The following is a 17,115-nucleotide window of genomic DNA, read 5'->3' on the forward strand; positions in this document are numbered from 1 at the left end:
TCAGGCCGCCAGCGTTGCGAGGCCGATATTCCCGGCCTGGGCCCCGCGATCGCGCATCATGGCGATGCGCTTCGCATCTTCCTGCGCGATTTGCGAATAATAGGCGCGCTTGTTTTCAAGCCAGGCCAGCTCGAAGCCGACGGCATTGGAGATAGCTTCCTGATAGCGCGCGCTTTCCACGATGGCGGCATCGAAAACCACCTTGCGGGTCTCGATGCGATCCAGCCGAATTGCGCGGACCTCGCGCAGTGCGTCCACGGCTTCTGCAGAAATACCACCGCCCACGACGAGGTCGAGATCATGCTCGCGGCAAGCATCTGCCACGCGGGTCACGCATTGGGTGATCTGCGCCGTATTGATATGGTCGCGGCCCAGGCCGCGCGACAGGGTGAAATCTACGCGGCCAAAGACGATTCCGGCCAGATGCTGGCGCGCGATCGGCGCCATGTCGGCCAGGTTGGCAAGGCCAGTGACGGTCTCGATGTTGAAGAGGAAATCGGCTTGCGAGACATCGTCCCCCCATGTCCTTGCTCGCGCCTCGACATACTTGCCCAGCGCGTATGGCGTCTCCAACATCGGAGCGATCAAATAGTTCGCACCATAGAGCCTGGCCGCCAGCAGGTCGCTCACGGCCTCGCAGCCGCCGATCTTCAGTGCCACCTTCAGGTCTGCGCGATGCGTCATTTCCAGCAAGCGCAATAGTTCGTCTGGACGCGTGCCTTCCGCCTCGAATTCCGCCTTTACGGCCAAGACGCCGAACTCGTCGCGGCCCCTCTTCAGCATGTCTAGCATGTTCTGTTCGTAGGTATTCATTGTCGTGCCTCCCGAATTTGAGTGCGGTTTCCGGAAAGCGAGACGAAGCGGCGACAGCAGGCCCGCATAAAAAAATGGCCCGGCGAAAAAATTTTCGGAATGCTTGCGGGATCGCGCGCTCGGCTTCGTCCTGCCGACGATGCCGGTCCGAGCCGAACACTGTCTAGCCGTAGCTATCCTGCTGGTTTTCCAGCCGGTTCCCGCACGCTCGCAATCCGTGGAGCATTTTGGCCATGCGAGCACGGACAGTAGCAGCACCGCCGCTGGAGCGGTGATCCTGCCATGGCTGAGTTCCGGTTTCGGCTATCGCCGCCATCCGCTGGACGGAGCGGTGCGCCTGCATTCCGGCATCGACATCCCCGTGCCGCTGGGCACCCCCGTGCGCGCCGCCGCGCCGGGCCAGATCGGCCATGCGGGACGTGCGGGCGGCTACGGCCTGATGGTGGAAATCCGTCATGCCAATGCCATGCAGACCCGCTACGCACATCTTTCCCGGGTTCTGGTCGCGCCGGGCGAGCAGGTGGCCGAAGGCCAGGTTATCGCGCTTGCCGGTTCCACGGGGCGATCCACCGGCAACCACCTGCATTTCGAGGTGCGGCAAAATGGCCAGGCACGCGACCCGCTGCCCTTTCTTTCGACACCGCGCGCGTTTCGGCGTTTCGAGGCTGCTCCGCTGCTGGATTCAACGCCGCACGTGTCGGAATTCGCGCGCGCGCGCGAACGTTCGATCGCAGCGAACGGAGACGAGCTTTGAAACCGGGATGTGGTACGATCTTGACTTCGCCGCGTTTCAGCGATCTACGGGCGATAACGGCTTCGAGGGACGAGCCGGATCCGCACGCGGAGACCGATACCGTGTCCTCAGTCATGAATAACGAACATGTCAGTGGTTTGCAGGTCGTGGCGCTCAACGAGCGCGCGCGACTGCTGCGCTTCCTTGCCGCACGCGGCGCGGGAAACGATGCCGAAGACCTCTTCCAGGAGTTGTGGCAGCGCGTGGCGCGAACCCCGGCGCAGCCCGTTTCCGATCCCATGTCCTACCTGTTCCGCACGGCGGAAAACCTGATCCGCGACGTTCGCCGGTCGCAGATCAGCCGCGAACGGCGGCAACTGGAGTGGCACGATACGGGCGAGACCGCGGAAGACCATCCGCTTGGCGAACGGGTCCTGATCGCGCGCGAGCGGCTGGAGATGGTGTCGCGGACGCTGGAACAACTGGGGCCGCGCGTGGTAGCGGTGTTCCGACTGTACCGGCTTGACGGAATGACGCAGGCGGCAATCGCGCGGGAATACGGCATCAGCCTCAGTTCGGTGGAAAAGGACCTGCAGAAGGCCTACCGCGCGCTGGCACAGCTAAAGGCGAAATTCGATGCGGAATAGCGATATCGGCTTCGTCATCATCGGGGCGGGCGCATGACATCGGAGACTTCACAGGTCATGGATACCGCCCGCTCATGGATAATCCGCGTCAACGATCCCGGCTTCGAAGCCTGGGACGCTTTCACGCACTGGCTGGAGGCCGATCCGGTTCACCTGCACGCCTACGAAGCCGCGCTGGGGGAAGACGACTGGGCTGCAGAGGCGCTGCGCCAGGCCGACAACCCCGCTCCGGCGGTGACGGACCCCGTCACCCCGGTAGAATACGAACCCGACGAACAGCCGCCACGCACCGGGGGGATCTTCGCCTTTACGCGCAAGCAGCCTGTCTGGGGCGGTGCGATTGCCGCCTCGCTGGCGGCAGTCGTGGCATGGTCGTCCTTCCCAGGCGGGCCGCAGCTGACCGAGATCGCCACCGAGCCGGGCGAACACCGCAGCATCGCGCTGGGCGACGGTTCCCGGATGGAGATCAACGGCAACAGCCTGGTGACCTATCACCCCGAAGATCCGCGGCGGGTCACGCTCGCTCGGGGGGAGGCACTGTTCGAAATCGCTCACGACGCCGCCAATCCTTTCATCGTCACCGTCGGGGAAACCCGCCTGATCGACGCGGGCACGATCTTCAATGTCGTCCATGATGCGAACACGCTGGAAGTGGCCGTCGCAGAAGGCGTGGTAATCTACGATCATGGCGACGAGGAGGTGCGGCTTGAGCCGGGCGACCGGCTGTTGCGCGGAGCGCCGGGAACGGCGGTGGAAGTCGTCAGCGCCGCTTCAGGCACGATCGGTAGCTGGCGCGAAGGCCTGCTGCATTACGAAAACGCACCCCTGACGGACATTGCCCGAGATCTTTCGCGCGCGGTCGGCAAACCGGTGCAGGTGTCCGGGGATGCCCGCACCGTCCGCTATACCGGGACGCTGGCGACCGGCGGTTCCGAACGGCAATTGCTCGACAGCGCCAGCGCCCTGCTGGGCGTCAGCATCACGCAAACCGATGACAATTGGGAGATGAGACTGGGGAATGGTCCGCTTCGTTAGCCTGATCGTCGCAGCAGTCCTGCTATTCCCCTCTCCTGCCCTCGCCCGTGAGGAGCGGCAAAGGATCGACGTGTCGGTAACCTCGTTGGAGGAAGCCGTCCGCTCGCTGAGCCGGCAGACCGGATCGAGCATCGGTTTTCGCGATCGACGACTTGCCAATGTGCGAGTGCGATCGGTCAGGGGCGAGATGACGGCGAGCGAAGCGCTGGTTCGGATGTTGCGCGGCACCGGTGCCCGACCGCGCCGAGTCGCCTCCAACAGCTTCCTCATAGAGCGCGCCCCGCCATCACCGCAGCCCCGGCGCGCGCAGGCGGCGCCAGCCCCGCGTGCCCCTTCACCGGCCCCGCCACCGCCGCTTGTCGAGCCGATCGAAATTGTCGTTACCGCCACCAAGCGCGACATGCCGATCAGCGCCTATGCTGGGATGGTGCACGTGATCGAAGGCGATCGCCTGTCCGTTGCGCATGGCCGCCAAGGCACGGATGCGCTGGGCACCACGGCGGCAAGCGTCGTCTCCACCCATCAGGGGCCGGGCCGCAACAAACTGTTCATACGCGGCATCGCGGATTCCAGTTTCGTCGGGCCGACGCAGTCCACCGTCGGGCAGTATTGGGGCCAAAGCCGCATCACCTATGCCGCGCCAGACCCTAGCCTTCGCCTTTACGACGTCGGGCGGATCGAGGTGCTGGAAGGGCCGCAGGGCACTCTTTACGGCGCGGGTTCGCTGGGCGGGATCGTGCGCGTGGTTCCCCAGCCGCCGCGGTTGGACAGGATCGAGGGGTATGCCTGGGCCGGGATCGAAGCGGTTACCCACGGCGAGGTCGGCTACGATGGCGGCGGTGTCCTGAACCTACCGCTGGTGGAAGACCGGCTGGCGTTGCGCGCCCTCGCCTTCGGTACGTTTGAGAACGGCTATATCGACGACGTCGGTCGCGGACTGGAGGATGTCAACGATGTCGACTCGCTCGGGGGCCGACTGGCGCTGCGCTATCAGGGCGATGACGGCGTGACGATCGATGCCGGGCTTGTCGGTCAGCGGATCGAGGGCGCCGACGGCCAGTATTCGGAACCCGGACAGGGTGACCTGGAACGCGCCAGCACGATCGCCCAGCCTTTCGACAATGAATTCCTGCTGGCAGACCTCGTGGTAAACAAGGGCTGGGAAGACCTCCAGCTCACGCTGTCGGCCGCCTATGCCAACCAGTCGGTATTCGAAGCCTTCGAGGGTCCGGCCCTGGCCGATCTGCGCAATTCCGATATCGCCCCGCTTACCGGCGGTGAACTGGCCGGCTACACCCAGCGCAACCGCGAAGACATGTTCACGGCGGAAGCGCGGCTGGCGCGCACCCTGCCGGACGGTACCGGATGGCTGATCGCGGCCAGTTACCTGCATAACGAGGCGGAGACCTTCCGCCAGATCGATGTGAAAGGCACCGAATCCGATCTTACCGGCGTAGCGAACACAGTGGACGAGCTGACCGCTTATGGCGAGGCCACCTTCGCGCTGGCATCCGACCTTACCATGACCGCTGGCGGCCGGGTGACGGTGAGCCACCTGACGGGCGAGGCGCTGACCCCGGTCCTGCCGGAATTGGTGCTGAGCATCGATCCGTCGGCCGATGATAGACGAACCGAATCCGAATTCCTGCCCTCGCTCGCGCTGGCCTACCGGGTGGATGACAGTCTTACCGCGTTCCTGCGCTACCAGGAAGGTTTCCGCCCCGGCGGCATCGCGGTGCGCCGCGAATTCGTGCAGCAGTTCCGCAGCGACAGCGTGCAGACGCTGGAAGCCGGCGCCCGATATCGCGGGCAGGACCTCGAACTGGAAGCAAGCCTGTCATGGACGGACTGGAACAACATCCAAGCCGACCTGATCGATGGATACGGCTTTCCCACCACCACCAATATCGGCGACGGGCAGGTTTTTTCGCTCGGCCTGTCAGGGCGCTGGCGACTGACGCCGCGGCTGGAACTGGAAGGCGCCGTCTACTTCAACGAAAGCGAAGTAACCCAGCCGTTCGAGATTCTCTACCTGGCTGCGCCGACGGTGGAAGACGATGGCGACCTCGTGCGATTCAACGACGATCGCCTGCCCAACATCGCCGACCGGATGGCCCATGCAGGCTTCAGCTGGTGGACACCCCTGAGGCAGGATACCGAGCTGGAACTGTCGGGCTATGCCCGATACGTCGGCCAGTCCGTGCTGGGGATCGGTCCGCTGCTGGGGCGCCTGCAAGGCGACTACATCGACACCGGGATAGAGGCGCAACTGCTAATGGGCAAAACACGCTTCAGCCTGGCAGTCACAAATCTGCTGGATGCGACGGGCAACCGCTTCGCGCTCGGCTCGCCCTTCGAGATCCGCGACAAGGACCAGATTACGCCTCTGAAACCCCGATCGGTGCGTCTCGGCGTCCAGATTGCGTTCTGACGATTGTCTCGAAATGCAGAATTCCATATCCTGCTTCGTCCCGATTATCGAAAGCAGCGGCGGCGGTTATCTCTTGCGGACCCCAATCCGAAGGAGACTATCGTGAAAATCCTCTAGCAGACTTCCGCCACTGCTACCGGAGGCCGCACCGCAAGGTTGAATTCGACGACGGTTCCCTGGCCCTTACGCTGTCGACGCCGAAGGAACTTGGCGGGAGGGGCGGCCAGGGCGCCAATCCCGAACAGCTGTTCGCCAGCGGTTATTCGGCATGCTTCCTCAGTGCGCTGCGCTATGTTGCAAGTCCCCACTGGAGTCGATGAACCAGACATTCGGAGAGGTAATCCGGATGGAAGCGCTGTCCCGGCGAACTGCCGGAGCAACGCCTACGCTGGAGCAAAAACTACTCTCTTCCGAAATCTACAATATGGGTTATCGTTCACCCGGATTTTGAGGTTTGCTAACGAACTTCGTGAGGTGACCAAATGGATTCCCGGGGGCTTGAGGTGTTCGTCTGCGCGGTGCGCAAGGGCAGCCTTTCCGCCGCAGCCCGGCACCTCAAACTGACGGCCATGTCCGCCACGAGGCGGCTGGCTACGCTGGAAGAGGAACTGGGGGTTCGGCTGCTCCACCGAACGTCGCGTTCGCTCGCGCTTACGCCCGAGGGCGAGGCTTTTCTCCCGTTCGCTTCCGAGATGCTCGACACCCGGGAAGCTGCGTTGGCGACGCTCAGTCCTACTGAAGGCGGCGCGACTGGGCTGCTCCGTGTGACGGTAACCGCGACCCTCGGTCGCAAAAGGATCATGCCGATCGTTCATGAACTGCTCGAAGAGAATCCGCGCCTCCGGATCGATCTCGACTTGAATGATGCGATGGTCGATATCGTCGCGTCCGGCGTGGATCTTGCGATCAGAATTGCGCCACTCAAGGACTCGGGGCTGATTGCTCGGCGGATCGCAGATAATCCCAAGCTGATCTACGCTGCCCCTGCGTACTTGGAACAGCACGGCGCGCCCCGAACCATCGAAGATCTTACCAACCATGAATGCCTGACCTTCACCGACTTCACCCATTGGCAGTTCGTCGTCGATGGAAAGGAGCGATCGGTACCGGTGAGCGGCCGTTTCTCTTCGAGCAGCGTCGACGGATTCCTGTCGGCGTGCGTCTCGGGGCTCGGATTGGCGCAGCTCTCCGCCTGGGATGCAGAGGACGAGGTAGCGAATGGACGGCTTGTTCCTGTGCCGATCGAGGGCGCGACACCGCGCGATCTTGCGATTTGGGCGGTGTTCCCGTCGCGGCGGCAAGTACTTCCTAAGCTCCGTGTTTTCCTGGACAGATTCCAGAAAAGCTTGGCCTGAACCGGCTAGCGGACTGCGTCCTTGGAAAAATGAGCGCAGGAGTCCGCACGACTTGCCTTGCAACCCCCCGCAAAGCTGCCAGGTCAGGAAATTCCGGACTCTACACTGCAAGTCTTTTGGGACCCCAGTCAGTATAACGCTGCGCGTTACTAAGCTTCACTTGTAACGGATATGGTAACGACCGAGGGGGCGATTTACATCTTTGCCATTGATAACCAGCAGAGGTTCACATGGCACAGAACAATCTTTTTACTCCGCTCCAGCTCGGTGCGCTAACCCTCAGCCATCGTGTGGTCATGGCCCCGCTGACCCGCATGCGCGCGAGGCAGCCGGGCGACGTCCCGCATGAACTCAATGCCGAATATTACGGACAGCGCGCCAGCGCTGGCGGGCTCCAGATCAGCGAAGCGACCGACATTACGCCTCAGGCACATGGCTATCCCTGGGTGCCGGGGATCTACTCGGAAGAACAGATAGCCGGTTGGCGCCTCGCCACGGATGCAGTGCATGCCAAAGGCGGCGTCTTCTTCAACCAGATCTGGCACGTGGGCCGCGTCTCGCATTCGACGATGCAGCCCAAGGGCGCCCTCCCTGTTGCGCCATCGGCCATCGCAATCGCCGGCGATCACATGGACGCTCAGGGTAATCCGGTTCCGTTCGAAACCCCGCGTGCGCTCGAAAGAGAAGAGATTGCCGCGATCATCGGCGATTTCGTCCAGGCCGCCCGCAACTCGCGGAGCGCTGGCTTCGATGGCGTCGAAATTCACGGCGCGAATGGATACCTGCTGGACCAGTTCCTGCACGATGGCAGCAACCAGCGCACCGATAAATATGGCGGATCGATCGAGAATCGTGCGCGCCTTCTTCTCGAAGTCGTTGATGCTGTCGCTGCGGAGGTCGGTGCAGGGCGCGTAGGCGTTCGGCTGTCGCCGTGGAGCGGCATCCTGGACATGAAGGATTCCGCGGGCCTCGCGCTGTGGGATTACGCAATCGGCGAGCTCGGCAAGCGCAACATCGCCTACCTTCACCTGATCGAGCCCCGCGCAGACTTCACGAACGACGAAAAGCCGCTCGACTTGGATGCGCCCGATGTCGCTTCGCTGTTCAAGACGGCTTTTGGCGGTCCGATCATCTCTGCCGGCGGATTCCTGCCGGAAACGGCGGCAGCAGCCGTCGCCTCAGGAAAGTCCGATGCGATTGCCTTCGGGCGTCCGTTCATCGCTAATCCGGACCTGCCGGAGCGTATCCGCAGAGGTGCTCCGCTGAACAAGCACAATCGGGCGACCTTCTATGGTGGCGGAGCCGAAGGATACACCGACTATCCATTCCTGGTCGAAGCACAGGCTGCCTGATCACTCGGGAGGCCGGTCGGTCCGGCCCCTTTCAGAGTTGGAGAATTCCCATGGCGTACAAGAGCATCAATCCAGCGACCGGCGAGACCGTCGCCGAGTATTTCAACCACTCTGACCAGGAGATCGAGAACGCCCTCGCACAGGCAGACGCGGTTTACAGGGCGGACTGGTCGCAAGGACCGATCGAGCGGCGGCTCGCTGTTCTATCACTTCTGGCCGATCTGGTCGAGAACAGGGCGGAGGAACTGGCGCAAACTGCCGTTCGCGAAATGGGCAAGCGCATTTCCGAAGCGCGGTGGGAAGTCGAGGAGACCGCCAGGATCGCACGCCATTTCGCCGATAACGCTGCCAGGATGCTGGCGCCCGAGAAGATCGAGACCGATCAGGGAGATGCCTGGATCGAGTTCCATCCGATCGGCGTCGTGGTCGCCATCGAACCCTGGAATTTCCCGTACTACCAATTGGTGCGCGTGGCCGCTCCCGCAATCGCGACGGGCAATCCCGTGCTGGTCAAGCCGGCAGGCATTGTGCCGCAATGCGCAAAGCTGTTCGAAGAGCTGATACTCGAGGCAGGTGCTCCAAGGGGTGTCTGGACCACTGTCTTTGCGGATAAGGACCAGGTGGCCAAGCTGCTGCAGGATGATCGCGTCCAGGGCGTCACGCTGACCGGCTCGGAGCAGGCGGGCAGCATTGTCGCTGCCGAGGCGGGCCGCAATCTCAAGAAGTCGGTGCTCGAACTGGGTGGTTCGGACATCTTCGCCGTCCTGGACGATGCCGATCTCAATCGCGCAGCCGATATGGGCGCAGCTGGCCGCCTGACGGTCGCCGGACAGGTCTGCACGGCCGCCAAACGCTTTCTCGTCCACGAGAAGGTGGCGGAGAGCTTCATCGAGAAACTCGTGCAGAGGTTTCGGGCGATGCGCGTGGGTGATCCCATGGATGAAACCGTCGATCTCGGCCCTCTTTCCTCGCTCGCCGCGCGCGATTCACTCGCAGAGCAGGTCCGCAATGCGGTCTCGGCGGGCGCGCGTGTCCTCCATGGCGGCAACCCGGTCCAGGGCGGCGGCGCCTACTTCCAGCCGACGATCCTGTCGGACGTCGCGCGGGACAACCCTGCCTATTTCGAGGAGTTCTTCGGGCCTGTCGCGCAAATCCATATCGTGCGCGACGACGAAGAACTGATCCGGCTGGCGAACGACTCACCCTACGGCCTGGGCGGCTCCATCTTCTCGGCCGACATTTCCCGGGCCAAGTCGCTCGCATCGCGGATCGAGGCGGGCATGGTCTGGATCAACGCGATGACTGGCGGCGGCCCGGAACTGCCGTTCGGCGGGGTGAAGCGGTCCGGCTACGGCCGCGAGCTCGCCGAGAACGGCATCAAGGAGCTGGTCAATCAGAAGCTGGTGGTGGTGGCGTCCACAATGCAGGCCGCGTGATCCATCGACCCGAGCGAGAGCAGGAGCCGCTCGCTCGCTTTCAACCTGCACCCGCCCGCTCCGTTCGAATTGCGAACTGCCGGATCAGAGCTTGGAAGTGCCTCGCCCGAGAGCGACGGTAACACTCCCTCCCATCCTCCCAATCCCAGACCCGTCAGTTTCAACCCTGATTGTGTCACTTCCACCAAGCGTGCCGCTGCCGAGAGGCGACTAAACAACCTTTAGCAGCGGCGCTCCTGCCGCCTGAACCAAGGAGACCCATCATGGCGACGATCATTACCAAGGACGGCACCGAAATCTTCTACAAGGACTGGGGCAGCAAGGACGCGCAGCCAATCGTCTTTCACCACGGCTGGCCGCTCTCAAGCGACGACTGGGACAGCCAGATGCTCTACTTCCTGGGCCAGGGCTACCGGGTCATCGCCCATGACCGGCGCGGCCATGGCCGCTCCAGCCAGACCGACACCGGCAACGAGATGGACACCTATGCCGCCGATGTCGCGGAACTGGCAGCCGCGCTCGACCTCAAGGATGCCATCCATGTCGGCCATTCGACTGGCGGCGGGGAGGTTGCCCGCTACGTCGCCCGCGCCGAGCCGGGCCGGGTAGCCAAAGCCGTGCTGGTCGGCGCCGTGCCGCCGGTCATGGTGAAGTCGAACGCGCATCCCGACGGAGTGCCGATCGAGGTGTTCGACGGTTTCCGTGCCCAGCTCATCGCCAACCGCGCGGAGTTCTATCGCGAGATCGCCAGTGGACCGTTCTTCGGTTTCAATCGCGACAATGCTAAGGTGAGCCAGGGCTTGATCGACAACTGGTCCCGCCAGGGCCTCGCCGGCGGCGCCAAGGCGCAGTACGACTGCATCACGGCGTTTTCGGAGACCGACTTCACCGAGGATCTGAAGGCGATCGACGTGCCTGTCCTGGTCATGCACGGCACCGACGATCAGATCGTCCCTTTCGCCAATCATGGTCCGAAGGCGGTCGAACTGCTCGGGAACGGAACGCTGAAGGCATATGAGGGCTTGCCCCACGGCATGGCGCAGACTCATCAGGAGATCATCAATCCCGATCTCCTTGCCTTCTTCCTCAGCTGAGCGAACGAAGCCAACCGGCAACCGGCGCTGGCGCCGAGCCAGCCGCCGGTTGCCAGCCCCGCGGCGAAGACCGGCAACACCGGCCAAGGCCGCAAGAGCCATTCCGATCCCCGAGAAACGCCGGCGGCCTGCTGCCCGCCGCGGTTGCGGAGCAGTGTTCAACACCAAGGAACCCCGATGAGAGACCACGACAATATCGGCGAAGCCGCAGACTTTGAGCGCCTTGCACGCGAGAACCAGGCGCGCCTGACCGCCAATCTTCAACAAGCTTATGACTTCATCGTCTGCGGCGCCGGATCCTCCGGATCGGTAATCGCCCGCCACCTCGCCGAGAACCCGGACTGCAGGGTTCTTCTCCTCGAAGCAGGCGGAAGCGACGAGGCCGAGAGCGTGCTCGATCCGGCCCAATGGCCGACAAATCTCGGCAGCGAACGCGACTGGGGTTTCCAGGCCGAACCCAACCCTCATCTGGATGGACGCTCGCTGTCGATGTCGATGGGCAAAGGCCTCGGCGGCGGCTCCAGCGTCAATGTGATGGTCTGGGCGCAGGGGCATCGCAGCGACTGGGACCATTATGCCGCCGCATCGGGGGATCCGGGCTGGGGCTCCACGGCGGTGCGCGATATCTATCGCCGCATCGAGAACTGGCAGGGTGCGCCGGACCCGCAATATCGCGGCACCGATGGTCCGGTCTGGGTCCAGCCTGCCGCCGACCCAAGCCCGCTTGCCGGCGCGATGCTGGACGCGGCGCAGGAACTTGGCATCCCCCGCTTCGACAGCCCCAATGGCCGCATGATGGAAGGCGAAGGCGGCGCAGCCTATACCGACATGCTGGTGCGCGATGGACGCCGTCATTCGCTGTACCGCGCCTATCTGCGGTCATTGGCGGACCGGCCGAACCTGACGATCCTGACCGATACGCTCGTCCGGCGCGTCCTTTTCCACGGTCGCCGGGCAGTCGGCGTGGAGATCGAACGAAACGGCGACATCCTGGCGATTTCGGCCGGGAACGAAGTGATCGTTTCCACCGGCGCCATCAACACGCCCAAGCTTCTCATGCTATCGGGACTGGGTGACCGCGCAGAACTTGCCCGTCATGGCATCCCGCTGGTCGAGCACATTCCCGGTGTCGGACAGAACCTCCAGGATCACGTCGCCTTCTGCTGCACTTGGGAATTTCATCGCCCGCTAGCGCCGCGCAACAGCGGGAGCGAGGCTACCCTTTACTGGAAGACGCGGCCGGAACTGGAAGCGCCGGACCTGCTGTTCTGCCAAGTCGAGTTCCCGGTGCCGAGCGAGCGCACCGCCGCTCTCGGCGTGCCGGAGCATGGCTGGACGATGTTCGGCGGGCTGGCTCGCCCGCAAAGCCGCGGCGAAGTGCGCCTTACCTCCTCCGATCCTCATGCAGCTCCAATCGTGGACGCCAACATGTTGTCCGATCCGGCGGACGTCGAAGCCGCACGGGCCTGCATCTCACTTAGCCGGGAGTTGGGTGCCGCCGCAGCCTTCAGGCCTCTCGTCAAGAGAGAGGTAATCCCCGGAGAGGGCAACCCGATCGACTACCGCTTCATCCGCGATTCCGCGGTGACCTATTGGCACCAGAGCGGCACCGCACGGATGGGGCGCGACGACATGGCGGTGGTCGATGCGACGCTCAAGGTGCGGGGCGTCGAGGGCCTCCGGGTGGCCGACGGGTCCATCCTACCAAGAGTTTCGACCGGCAACACCCAGGCTCCTTGCGCAATCGTGGGAGAACGGGCGGCGCAATTCATTCGAGACACCCACGGCATCTGAAGACGTCAGGCTCCTCTCCGGTGGCTCACTCCACCGCCGGAGAGGAAAGGCGCTGGTTCGCCAGTCCTCGAGCCGGACAAATCACTCTGCAACGCTCGCCTTTGAACCACAGATATCTTCATAGCGGTCCAGCAGCGCCTGTACCTCCACGAAGCGCGACTGCACTTTAGGGGATTCGAGCGGATCGTAGCGATAGAGGGTTGCCCCCCCGCGGTCGCGGATGGTGAGTGTCAGGGACTGGTCAAAGCGCGATGCTAGCTGCTGCCAGGCGAAAAGCTCCGCCAGATCTTCGGGCGCTGCGGCACTGGCATAGAAGGAGACGAACGGGCTCTTGCGAAGCGATTCGTAAAAGGCCGGGGAATAGCGCAGGGGAACGGCCGACTCCCTTCGAAATGGCGTCCTCGCGGCGAGGCTGGAAGCGTGCGGTTGGGACAGGGCGCGAAGATCGTTCCAGATACCGGCACGGAAAGGTCCGGCTGCATTGTCCGTCAGGCCAAGAACCTGGTCGACGACATGCGACGCTTCGTGCAGCAGGATATAGGTAAGCGCGTCGCTCTCCCCGGCGTCGAACGCGACGCCGAAGCCCGACCCGTCATCTTCGAACAATCGGGCTTCCTTCGTGTTCAGGAATGCGGTCAGGCTTTCCTCCAGCAGGCTGGCCCGCAAGGTGATGTCGAATTGCAAGCTCGTCTCGTCGAGCCCGACCCTGCTGGTGAGCGCACTTCCGGAACCGGGCTGAAGATCGAGGAAGCTCAGTCGCCTGAGGTGCCGCTGCAGAAGGTCACGATGCAGGCGCGGCAATCGGGCAAGCGCGCGGTTTACCATGGCCAGTTCCTCAGGCGTAAGCTTGTGCACCGAAATGGCGCTCGCCCCTGCGCCGGAGAAAATGTCAATGATCGCCGGGTCGGGTCTGCCGATGCGAGAATCCAGCGGCACGGGATCATTCGCACCGGGCTCAAGGCAGGCAAGCGGCTGCGATCCGCCCGGCGCGGCTTGGGCCAGAACCGTGGTTGGTCCGGCCTGAATCGCCAGTGACAAAGCCGCCATTGCGCCAAGGCCGTTCCTCAACCCGAACCTCCCTGCTTCATCGTGTTCTTCGCCCTTCCTTCGTCCGTCCGGTTGCTGCATGACCGGCGCTTGCTCAACGCGATACCGCCCCGTCTCAGGCCGTGGGCACTGTGCCGCCGTCAATGACGTATTCGGTACCGGTAATCGTGCCGGCGCGGTCCGACGCGAGGAAGGCGATCAGGCTCGCCACCTCTTCGGGCTTCGACGGCCGGCCGATCGGTATTCCGCCAAGCGAGTCCATGATCATCCGTTTCCCCTGTTCGACATCCACCCCATGTTCTGCCGCCAGTCGTTTGGCCAGGTCGACCGAGGACTCGGTTTCGATCCAGCCGGGGGAGACCCGCACGACGCGCACGCCATTGGGTGAGACCTGTTTCGAGAGGCTCTTGCTGTAGGTGGATAACGCTGCCTTTGCAGCGGCGTAGGCGGTGGTCGCCTCTGGCAGCGGCAGTTCTCGCTGGATCGACGTCACGTGGATCACGACGCCAGACCCGCGCGTCTCCATTTCGGGAACAAGCTCGCGATCGAGACGGATCGCCGGCATGAGGTTGAGATCCAGTTCCTTCTGCCACTCCTGATCGGATAACGCTTCGTAGCCGCCGCCCGGCGCAGACGATCCGCCCAGCATGTGAACGATAATGTCCACCCCGCCGAGCCGCTCGCGCACGGCAGCGGCCAGCACGGTGCAGCCTTCCGCCTGCGTGAGATCAGCGGCGAAGAACTGCTCATCGGGCAGCGCCTCGGGCTTGTTTCGAGCACTGGTCAGAACGCGAGCGCCCAGTTCCTCGAACAGGGCCACCGTGGCAGCCCCCGCACCCCGCGTGCCGGAGGTCACAAGTGCTCGCTTCCCTTCCAGGCTGACAAGCGGGGTCATGGGACGATCTCCAGCTCGGCGATCTTCTCATCCTGAAGGACGAAGAAATATCGCAGGTCCACCGGGCTGCCGGGGAAGTTGCCGACAAGGTGGCTGGTGACCACGATTCGCCTGTCTTCTTCCGAAAGGGCAAAGGGCTCGACGGTATAGGTATACTGGGTGGACGCATTCGCCATCCACTGCCGGATCGCATCCCGGCCGGTATAGGTATTACCTTCGTCGATGACGACCGCGTCCAGCGTAAAGCATTCCGAAATCGCCTTCGCATCGCCCTTCTTGTCGGCGGAAAAATAGGCTGCAATCGCGCTAGATAGTGCGATGGTCATGATCTGTCTCCAGTTCGGTCCCGCGGTGCGCGGTTTCCGTCCGATGCAGATTTAGCGCTTTGACAGAATTCCTATAACCGGGATAAAGCAGGATGAAGAATTTCGGTTTTCAGGACAATGCGCAATTATAGCCTCACCGATTTCGAAGCGGTTCTCGCGATCAGCCGCAGAGGCACTTTTCGTGCGGCCGCGCTCGATCTTGGAATGTCGACGAGCGCCCTCAGCAATGCGATTGCCAAGCTGGAGGGGCAGCTCGGGGTGCGCCTCTTCAACCGGACGACGCGCAGTGTTTCGCTGACCGCTGCGGGGCAAAGATTTGTCGATCAGGTGACGCCCGCCCTCAAGGATATCCATCAGGCGCTCGATACGGTGCGCTCGCAGCAGGAGACGCCGTCCGGCACGCTGCGCATCAACACCTTCGCAACGGCAGGACGCGAAATACTCGCGCCCCTGGTGATCGAGTTTCTGCGGCGCTACCCCGAGGTCCACATCGACCTCGTGACCGAAGGGAAGCTTGTCGACATCGTGGCCGAGGGGTTCGATTTCGGGGTCCGAAGCGAGAATCTTCTGCCGACGGACATGATCGCGATTCCCCTAGGTCCGCCAAGGCGATATGCCGTGGTTGGCTGCCCCTCGTATTTCGAAGATCGTGATCGGCCTCGCGTGCCGTCCGACCTCCTTACACATCCCTGTATTCGCACGCGGCTGCCAAACGGAGCCTTGTTCCGTTGGCAGTTCGAGGCCGAAGGGCAGCCGGTGCAGGTCGACGTGGACGGTCCTGTAACGCTGGATGAGGCCAGTCTCGCCCGCGCCGCCGTTCTCGGCTCCTTGGGCATAGGTTTCTTCATGGAATCCGATGTGCGCGATGACATCGAAGCGGGTCGGCTTGTTCGAGTGCTGGACGAATGGACGCCACCGCTTTCACCCCTCTGCCTCTATTACCCGAGCCGGCGAAATCCGCCTGCAGCGTTCAAGGTTTTCGTCGACCTCGCTCGCGAACTCGCTCGCTCGTCGCGCCAGCACTGACCCCGTCAGGGTTCCCGGCTTCGGCCCCTGTGCAGCCAATCGGTTCGAGCGGACGCGGGTATCGATGCCCGGGCACGTGCCCGGTGCCCTGGCCTTCGTCGGCGATTGCCTCTGGATCACCCGCTTCACACGAAACAGGTTCCGCCGTCGGAATGAAGCTGACGCCGCGCTTCCTGACCGACAGGATCAGTCCGGCAGTCAGGACCGCCAGGCCGGTAACCTGCGTCAGCGTTGGGATCTCACCTGTCAGCGGCACGCCCAGAACAATCGCGACCCCCGGCGCAAGAGCGGGAAAAAGCGAGGCGCGGGCCGCACCGAGACAGCTCACCGCACGGCCGAAGGCGAATAGCGAAACGATGCCCGAGAACAGGCCGAGCACGATGGCGAACTCGATCACCATCAGCGGACCTGCGGCAATCAGCGCCTGCGGACCACGAATGAAAAGGTAACCGGGGGCATAGACCGCAAGCGAGATGACCGACACCGCGGCAGTGGTTGCCATGGGGTCCGCCGACCAGCGATGCTGCAGCAGGGTGAATAGCGCCCACATCAGGCCCGCCACGATGAAAAGCAGGTCTCCCTTCCAGGCGTGTGAACCGCCACCGAACAGCCCGGGGCCCACGGTTATCGCAAGGCCGGCGACGATCACCGCAAGTCCGATGGCGCGCGCGATGTCGACCCGATCATCAAGAAAGGCAGCGGCGAGGACGGTGCCCATCAGCGTCACGGTGCCGAGCTGGATCACCGGGCCATGTGCCAGGGGCGCAAAGGCAAGGCCGGCGGCGCTCACCAGAACGAATAGGGGGCCGGCGAGCAGCGCAAGCACGGCTCCCCGGAACCAGCCGACGCCGCCCAGCGATCTCACGTCCCTGCGCAACAGCCACGGCAGCATCAGTGCACCGGCCGTGCCGTAGCGCAGGAAGGCGAGGTCAGCGGCGTTCAAGCCTGCATCGATTCCGAGGCGCGCATAGGCGAAGAAGCCGCCCCAGATTAGCGCGGCGATTCCGCCCCATATGAATCCCCTTCGGCCGTCGGTCAGGCGCGGCCGACATGAGCAGGGCGGGAGTTGGTTGGTTGCTGGCGACAGGAGCATCGCTTTGGGTCCTTGCACGCAGTGATGGTCTAGCCGAC

At 63.4% G+C, this 17,115-nt stretch carries 15 protein-coding genes and 1 pseudogene; 11 read left to right on the forward strand and 5 right to left on the reverse strand.

The genetic code is table 11. The features are described 5' to 3' along the window. Window positions 1–813: an aldolase/citrate lyase family protein gene (locus tag AAA989_RS00560; RefSeq protein WP_338240460.1), complete on the reverse strand. Its 813-nt coding sequence runs from the start codon at window positions 811–813 to the stop codon at window positions 1–3. A 139-nt stretch (window positions 814–952) separates the two neighbouring features. On the opposite strand from AAA989_RS00560, the gene AAA989_RS00565 reads away from it, so the two are divergent. The 10 genes and pseudogenes from AAA989_RS00565 to AAA989_RS00610 all read left to right on the forward strand — a co-directional run bounded on the left by AAA989_RS00565 (window position 953) and on the right by AAA989_RS00610 (window position 12,690). Continuing rightward, the gene (locus tag AAA989_RS00565; protein ID WP_338240461.1) at window positions 953–1,567 is read left to right on the forward strand and encodes a M23 family metallopeptidase; all 615 of its coding nucleotides are present in this window, start codon (window positions 953–955) and stop codon (window positions 1,565–1,567) included. Between the two features lie 113 nt (window positions 1,568–1,680). After that, window positions 1,681–2,193 (forward strand): RNA polymerase sigma factor, encoded by a 513-nt coding sequence (locus AAA989_RS00570; protein WP_338240462.1) that lies wholly within the window; start codon window positions 1,681–1,683, stop codon window positions 2,191–2,193. 33 nt (window positions 2,194–2,226) lie between these two features. Beyond that, window positions 2,227–3,228 carry a FecR family protein gene (locus AAA989_RS00575; RefSeq protein WP_338240463.1) on the forward strand — a complete coding sequence of 334 codons (1,002 nt, stop codon included), beginning with the start codon at window positions 2,227–2,229 and terminating at the stop codon, window positions 3,226–3,228. Next, window positions 3,212–5,659: a TonB-dependent receptor gene (locus tag AAA989_RS00580; protein ID WP_338240464.1), complete on the forward strand. Its 2,448-nt coding sequence runs from the start codon at window positions 3,212–3,214 to the stop codon at window positions 5,657–5,659. The genes AAA989_RS00575 and AAA989_RS00580 overlap by 17 nt, the downstream gene beginning before the upstream one ends. A gap of 120 nt (window positions 5,660–5,779) precedes the next feature. Beyond that, a pseudogene (locus AAA989_RS00585) lies at window positions 5,780–5,961 on the forward strand (OsmC family protein); the annotation flags it as partial. A 180-nt stretch (window positions 5,962–6,141) separates the two neighbouring features. Continuing rightward, window positions 6,142–7,014 carry a LysR family transcriptional regulator gene (locus tag AAA989_RS00590; RefSeq protein WP_338240465.1) on the forward strand — a complete coding sequence of 291 codons (873 nt, stop codon included), beginning with the start codon at window positions 6,142–6,144 and terminating at the stop codon, window positions 7,012–7,014. 230 nt (window positions 7,015–7,244) lie between these two features. After that, window positions 7,245–8,366, forward strand: coding sequence for an alkene reductase (locus tag AAA989_RS00595; protein WP_338240466.1), 1,122 nt, complete (start codon window positions 7,245–7,247; stop codon window positions 8,364–8,366). A 50-nt stretch (window positions 8,367–8,416) separates the two neighbouring features. Then, window positions 8,417–9,802 (forward strand): NAD-dependent succinate-semialdehyde dehydrogenase, encoded by a 1,386-nt coding sequence (locus AAA989_RS00600; RefSeq protein WP_338240467.1) that lies wholly within the window; start codon window positions 8,417–8,419, stop codon window positions 9,800–9,802. 263 nt (window positions 9,803–10,065) lie between these two features. After that, the gene (locus tag AAA989_RS00605) at window positions 10,066–10,896 is read left to right on the forward strand and encodes an alpha/beta fold hydrolase (RefSeq protein WP_338240469.1); all 831 of its coding nucleotides are present in this window, start codon (window positions 10,066–10,068) and stop codon (window positions 10,894–10,896) included. Window positions 10,897–11,073: 177 nt separating this feature from the next. Then, window positions 11,074–12,690, forward strand: a complete 1,617-nt coding sequence (locus AAA989_RS00610) for a GMC family oxidoreductase (protein WP_338240471.1) — start codon at window positions 11,074–11,076, stop codon at window positions 12,688–12,690. Between the two features lie 81 nt (window positions 12,691–12,771). On the opposite strand, the gene AAA989_RS00615 is transcribed toward AAA989_RS00610, so the two are convergent. The 3 genes from AAA989_RS00615 to AAA989_RS00625 all read right to left on the reverse strand — a co-directional run bounded on the left by AAA989_RS00615 (window position 12,772) and on the right by AAA989_RS00625 (window position 14,958). Beyond that, on the reverse strand, window positions 12,772–13,737 hold the full coding sequence (locus AAA989_RS00615; protein WP_338240473.1) for a hypothetical protein: 966 nt from the start codon (window positions 13,735–13,737) through the stop codon (window positions 12,772–12,774). 115 nt (window positions 13,738–13,852) lie between these two features. Next, a complete protein-coding gene (locus tag AAA989_RS00620) occupies window positions 13,853–14,632 on the reverse strand; it encodes an SDR family oxidoreductase (RefSeq protein WP_338240474.1) in 780 nt (259 codons plus the stop codon). After that, window positions 14,629–14,958 (reverse strand): nuclear transport factor 2 family protein, encoded by a 330-nt coding sequence (locus AAA989_RS00625; RefSeq protein ID WP_338240475.1) that lies wholly within the window; start codon window positions 14,956–14,958, stop codon window positions 14,629–14,631. Before AAA989_RS00625 ends, AAA989_RS00620 begins: the two co-directional genes overlap by 4 nt. A gap of 117 nt (window positions 14,959–15,075) precedes the next feature. Here AAA989_RS00625 and AAA989_RS00630 point away from each other — a divergent pair, with 117 nt between their 5' ends. Next, window positions 15,076–15,984, forward strand: coding sequence for a LysR family transcriptional regulator (locus AAA989_RS00630; protein ID WP_338240476.1), 909 nt, complete (start codon window positions 15,076–15,078; stop codon window positions 15,982–15,984). Here the strand turns inward: AAA989_RS00630 and AAA989_RS00635 are convergent. Beyond that, window positions 15,929–17,077, reverse strand: a complete 1,149-nt coding sequence (locus AAA989_RS00635) for a DMT family transporter (RefSeq protein ID WP_338240478.1) — start codon at window positions 17,075–17,077, stop codon at window positions 15,929–15,931. The two genes, AAA989_RS00630 and AAA989_RS00635, sit on opposite strands and share 56 nt — an antisense overlap. Between the last annotated feature and the right edge of the window lie 38 nt (window positions 17,078–17,115).

Origin of the sequence: Aurantiacibacter hainanensis (genome assembly GCF_036321025.1) — a bacterium.
Taxonomy (GTDB): domain Bacteria; phylum Pseudomonadota; class Alphaproteobacteria; order Sphingomonadales; family Sphingomonadaceae; genus Alteraurantiacibacter; species Alteraurantiacibacter hainanensis.

What these genes read in the sequence shown, in the direction of transcription:
- AAA989_RS00560 (WP_338240460.1), bottom strand. Translation starts at nt 813, where the DNA reads ATGAATACCTACGAACAGAACATGCTAGACATGCTGAAGAGGGGCCGC.
- AAA989_RS00565 (WP_338240461.1), top strand. Translation starts at nt 953, where the DNA reads ATGCCGGTCCGAGCCGAACACTGTCTAGCCGTAGCTATCCTGCTGGTT.
- AAA989_RS00570 (WP_338240462.1), top strand. Translation starts at nt 1,681, where the DNA reads ATGAATAACGAACATGTCAGTGGTTTGCAGGTCGTGGCGCTCAACGAG.
- AAA989_RS00575 (WP_338240463.1), top strand. Translation starts at nt 2,227, where the DNA reads ATGACATCGGAGACTTCACAGGTCATGGATACCGCCCGCTCATGGATA.
- AAA989_RS00580 (WP_338240464.1), top strand. Translation starts at nt 3,212, where the DNA reads ATGGTCCGCTTCGTTAGCCTGATCGTCGCAGCAGTCCTGCTATTCCCC.
- AAA989_RS00590 (WP_338240465.1), top strand. Translation starts at nt 6,142, where the DNA reads ATGGATTCCCGGGGGCTTGAGGTGTTCGTCTGCGCGGTGCGCAAGGGC.
- AAA989_RS00595 (WP_338240466.1), top strand. Translation starts at nt 7,245, where the DNA reads ATGGCACAGAACAATCTTTTTACTCCGCTCCAGCTCGGTGCGCTAACC.
- AAA989_RS00600 (WP_338240467.1), top strand. Translation starts at nt 8,417, where the DNA reads ATGGCGTACAAGAGCATCAATCCAGCGACCGGCGAGACCGTCGCCGAG.
- AAA989_RS00605 (WP_338240469.1), top strand. Translation starts at nt 10,066, where the DNA reads ATGGCGACGATCATTACCAAGGACGGCACCGAAATCTTCTACAAGGAC.
- AAA989_RS00610 (WP_338240471.1), top strand. Translation starts at nt 11,074, where the DNA reads ATGAGAGACCACGACAATATCGGCGAAGCCGCAGACTTTGAGCGCCTT.
- AAA989_RS00615 (WP_338240473.1), bottom strand. Translation starts at nt 13,737, where the DNA reads ATGGCGGCTTTGTCACTGGCGATTCAGGCCGGACCAACCACGGTTCTG.
- AAA989_RS00620 (WP_338240474.1), bottom strand. Translation starts at nt 14,632, where the DNA reads ATGACCCCGCTTGTCAGCCTGGAAGGGAAGCGAGCACTTGTGACCTCC.
- AAA989_RS00625 (WP_338240475.1), bottom strand. Translation starts at nt 14,958, where the DNA reads ATGACCATCGCACTATCTAGCGCGATTGCAGCCTATTTTTCCGCCGAC.
- AAA989_RS00630 (WP_338240476.1), top strand. Translation starts at nt 15,076, where the DNA reads ATGCGCAATTATAGCCTCACCGATTTCGAAGCGGTTCTCGCGATCAGC.
- AAA989_RS00635 (WP_338240478.1), bottom strand. Translation starts at nt 17,077, where the DNA reads ATGCTCCTGTCGCCAGCAACCAACCAACTCCCGCCCTGCTCATGTCGG.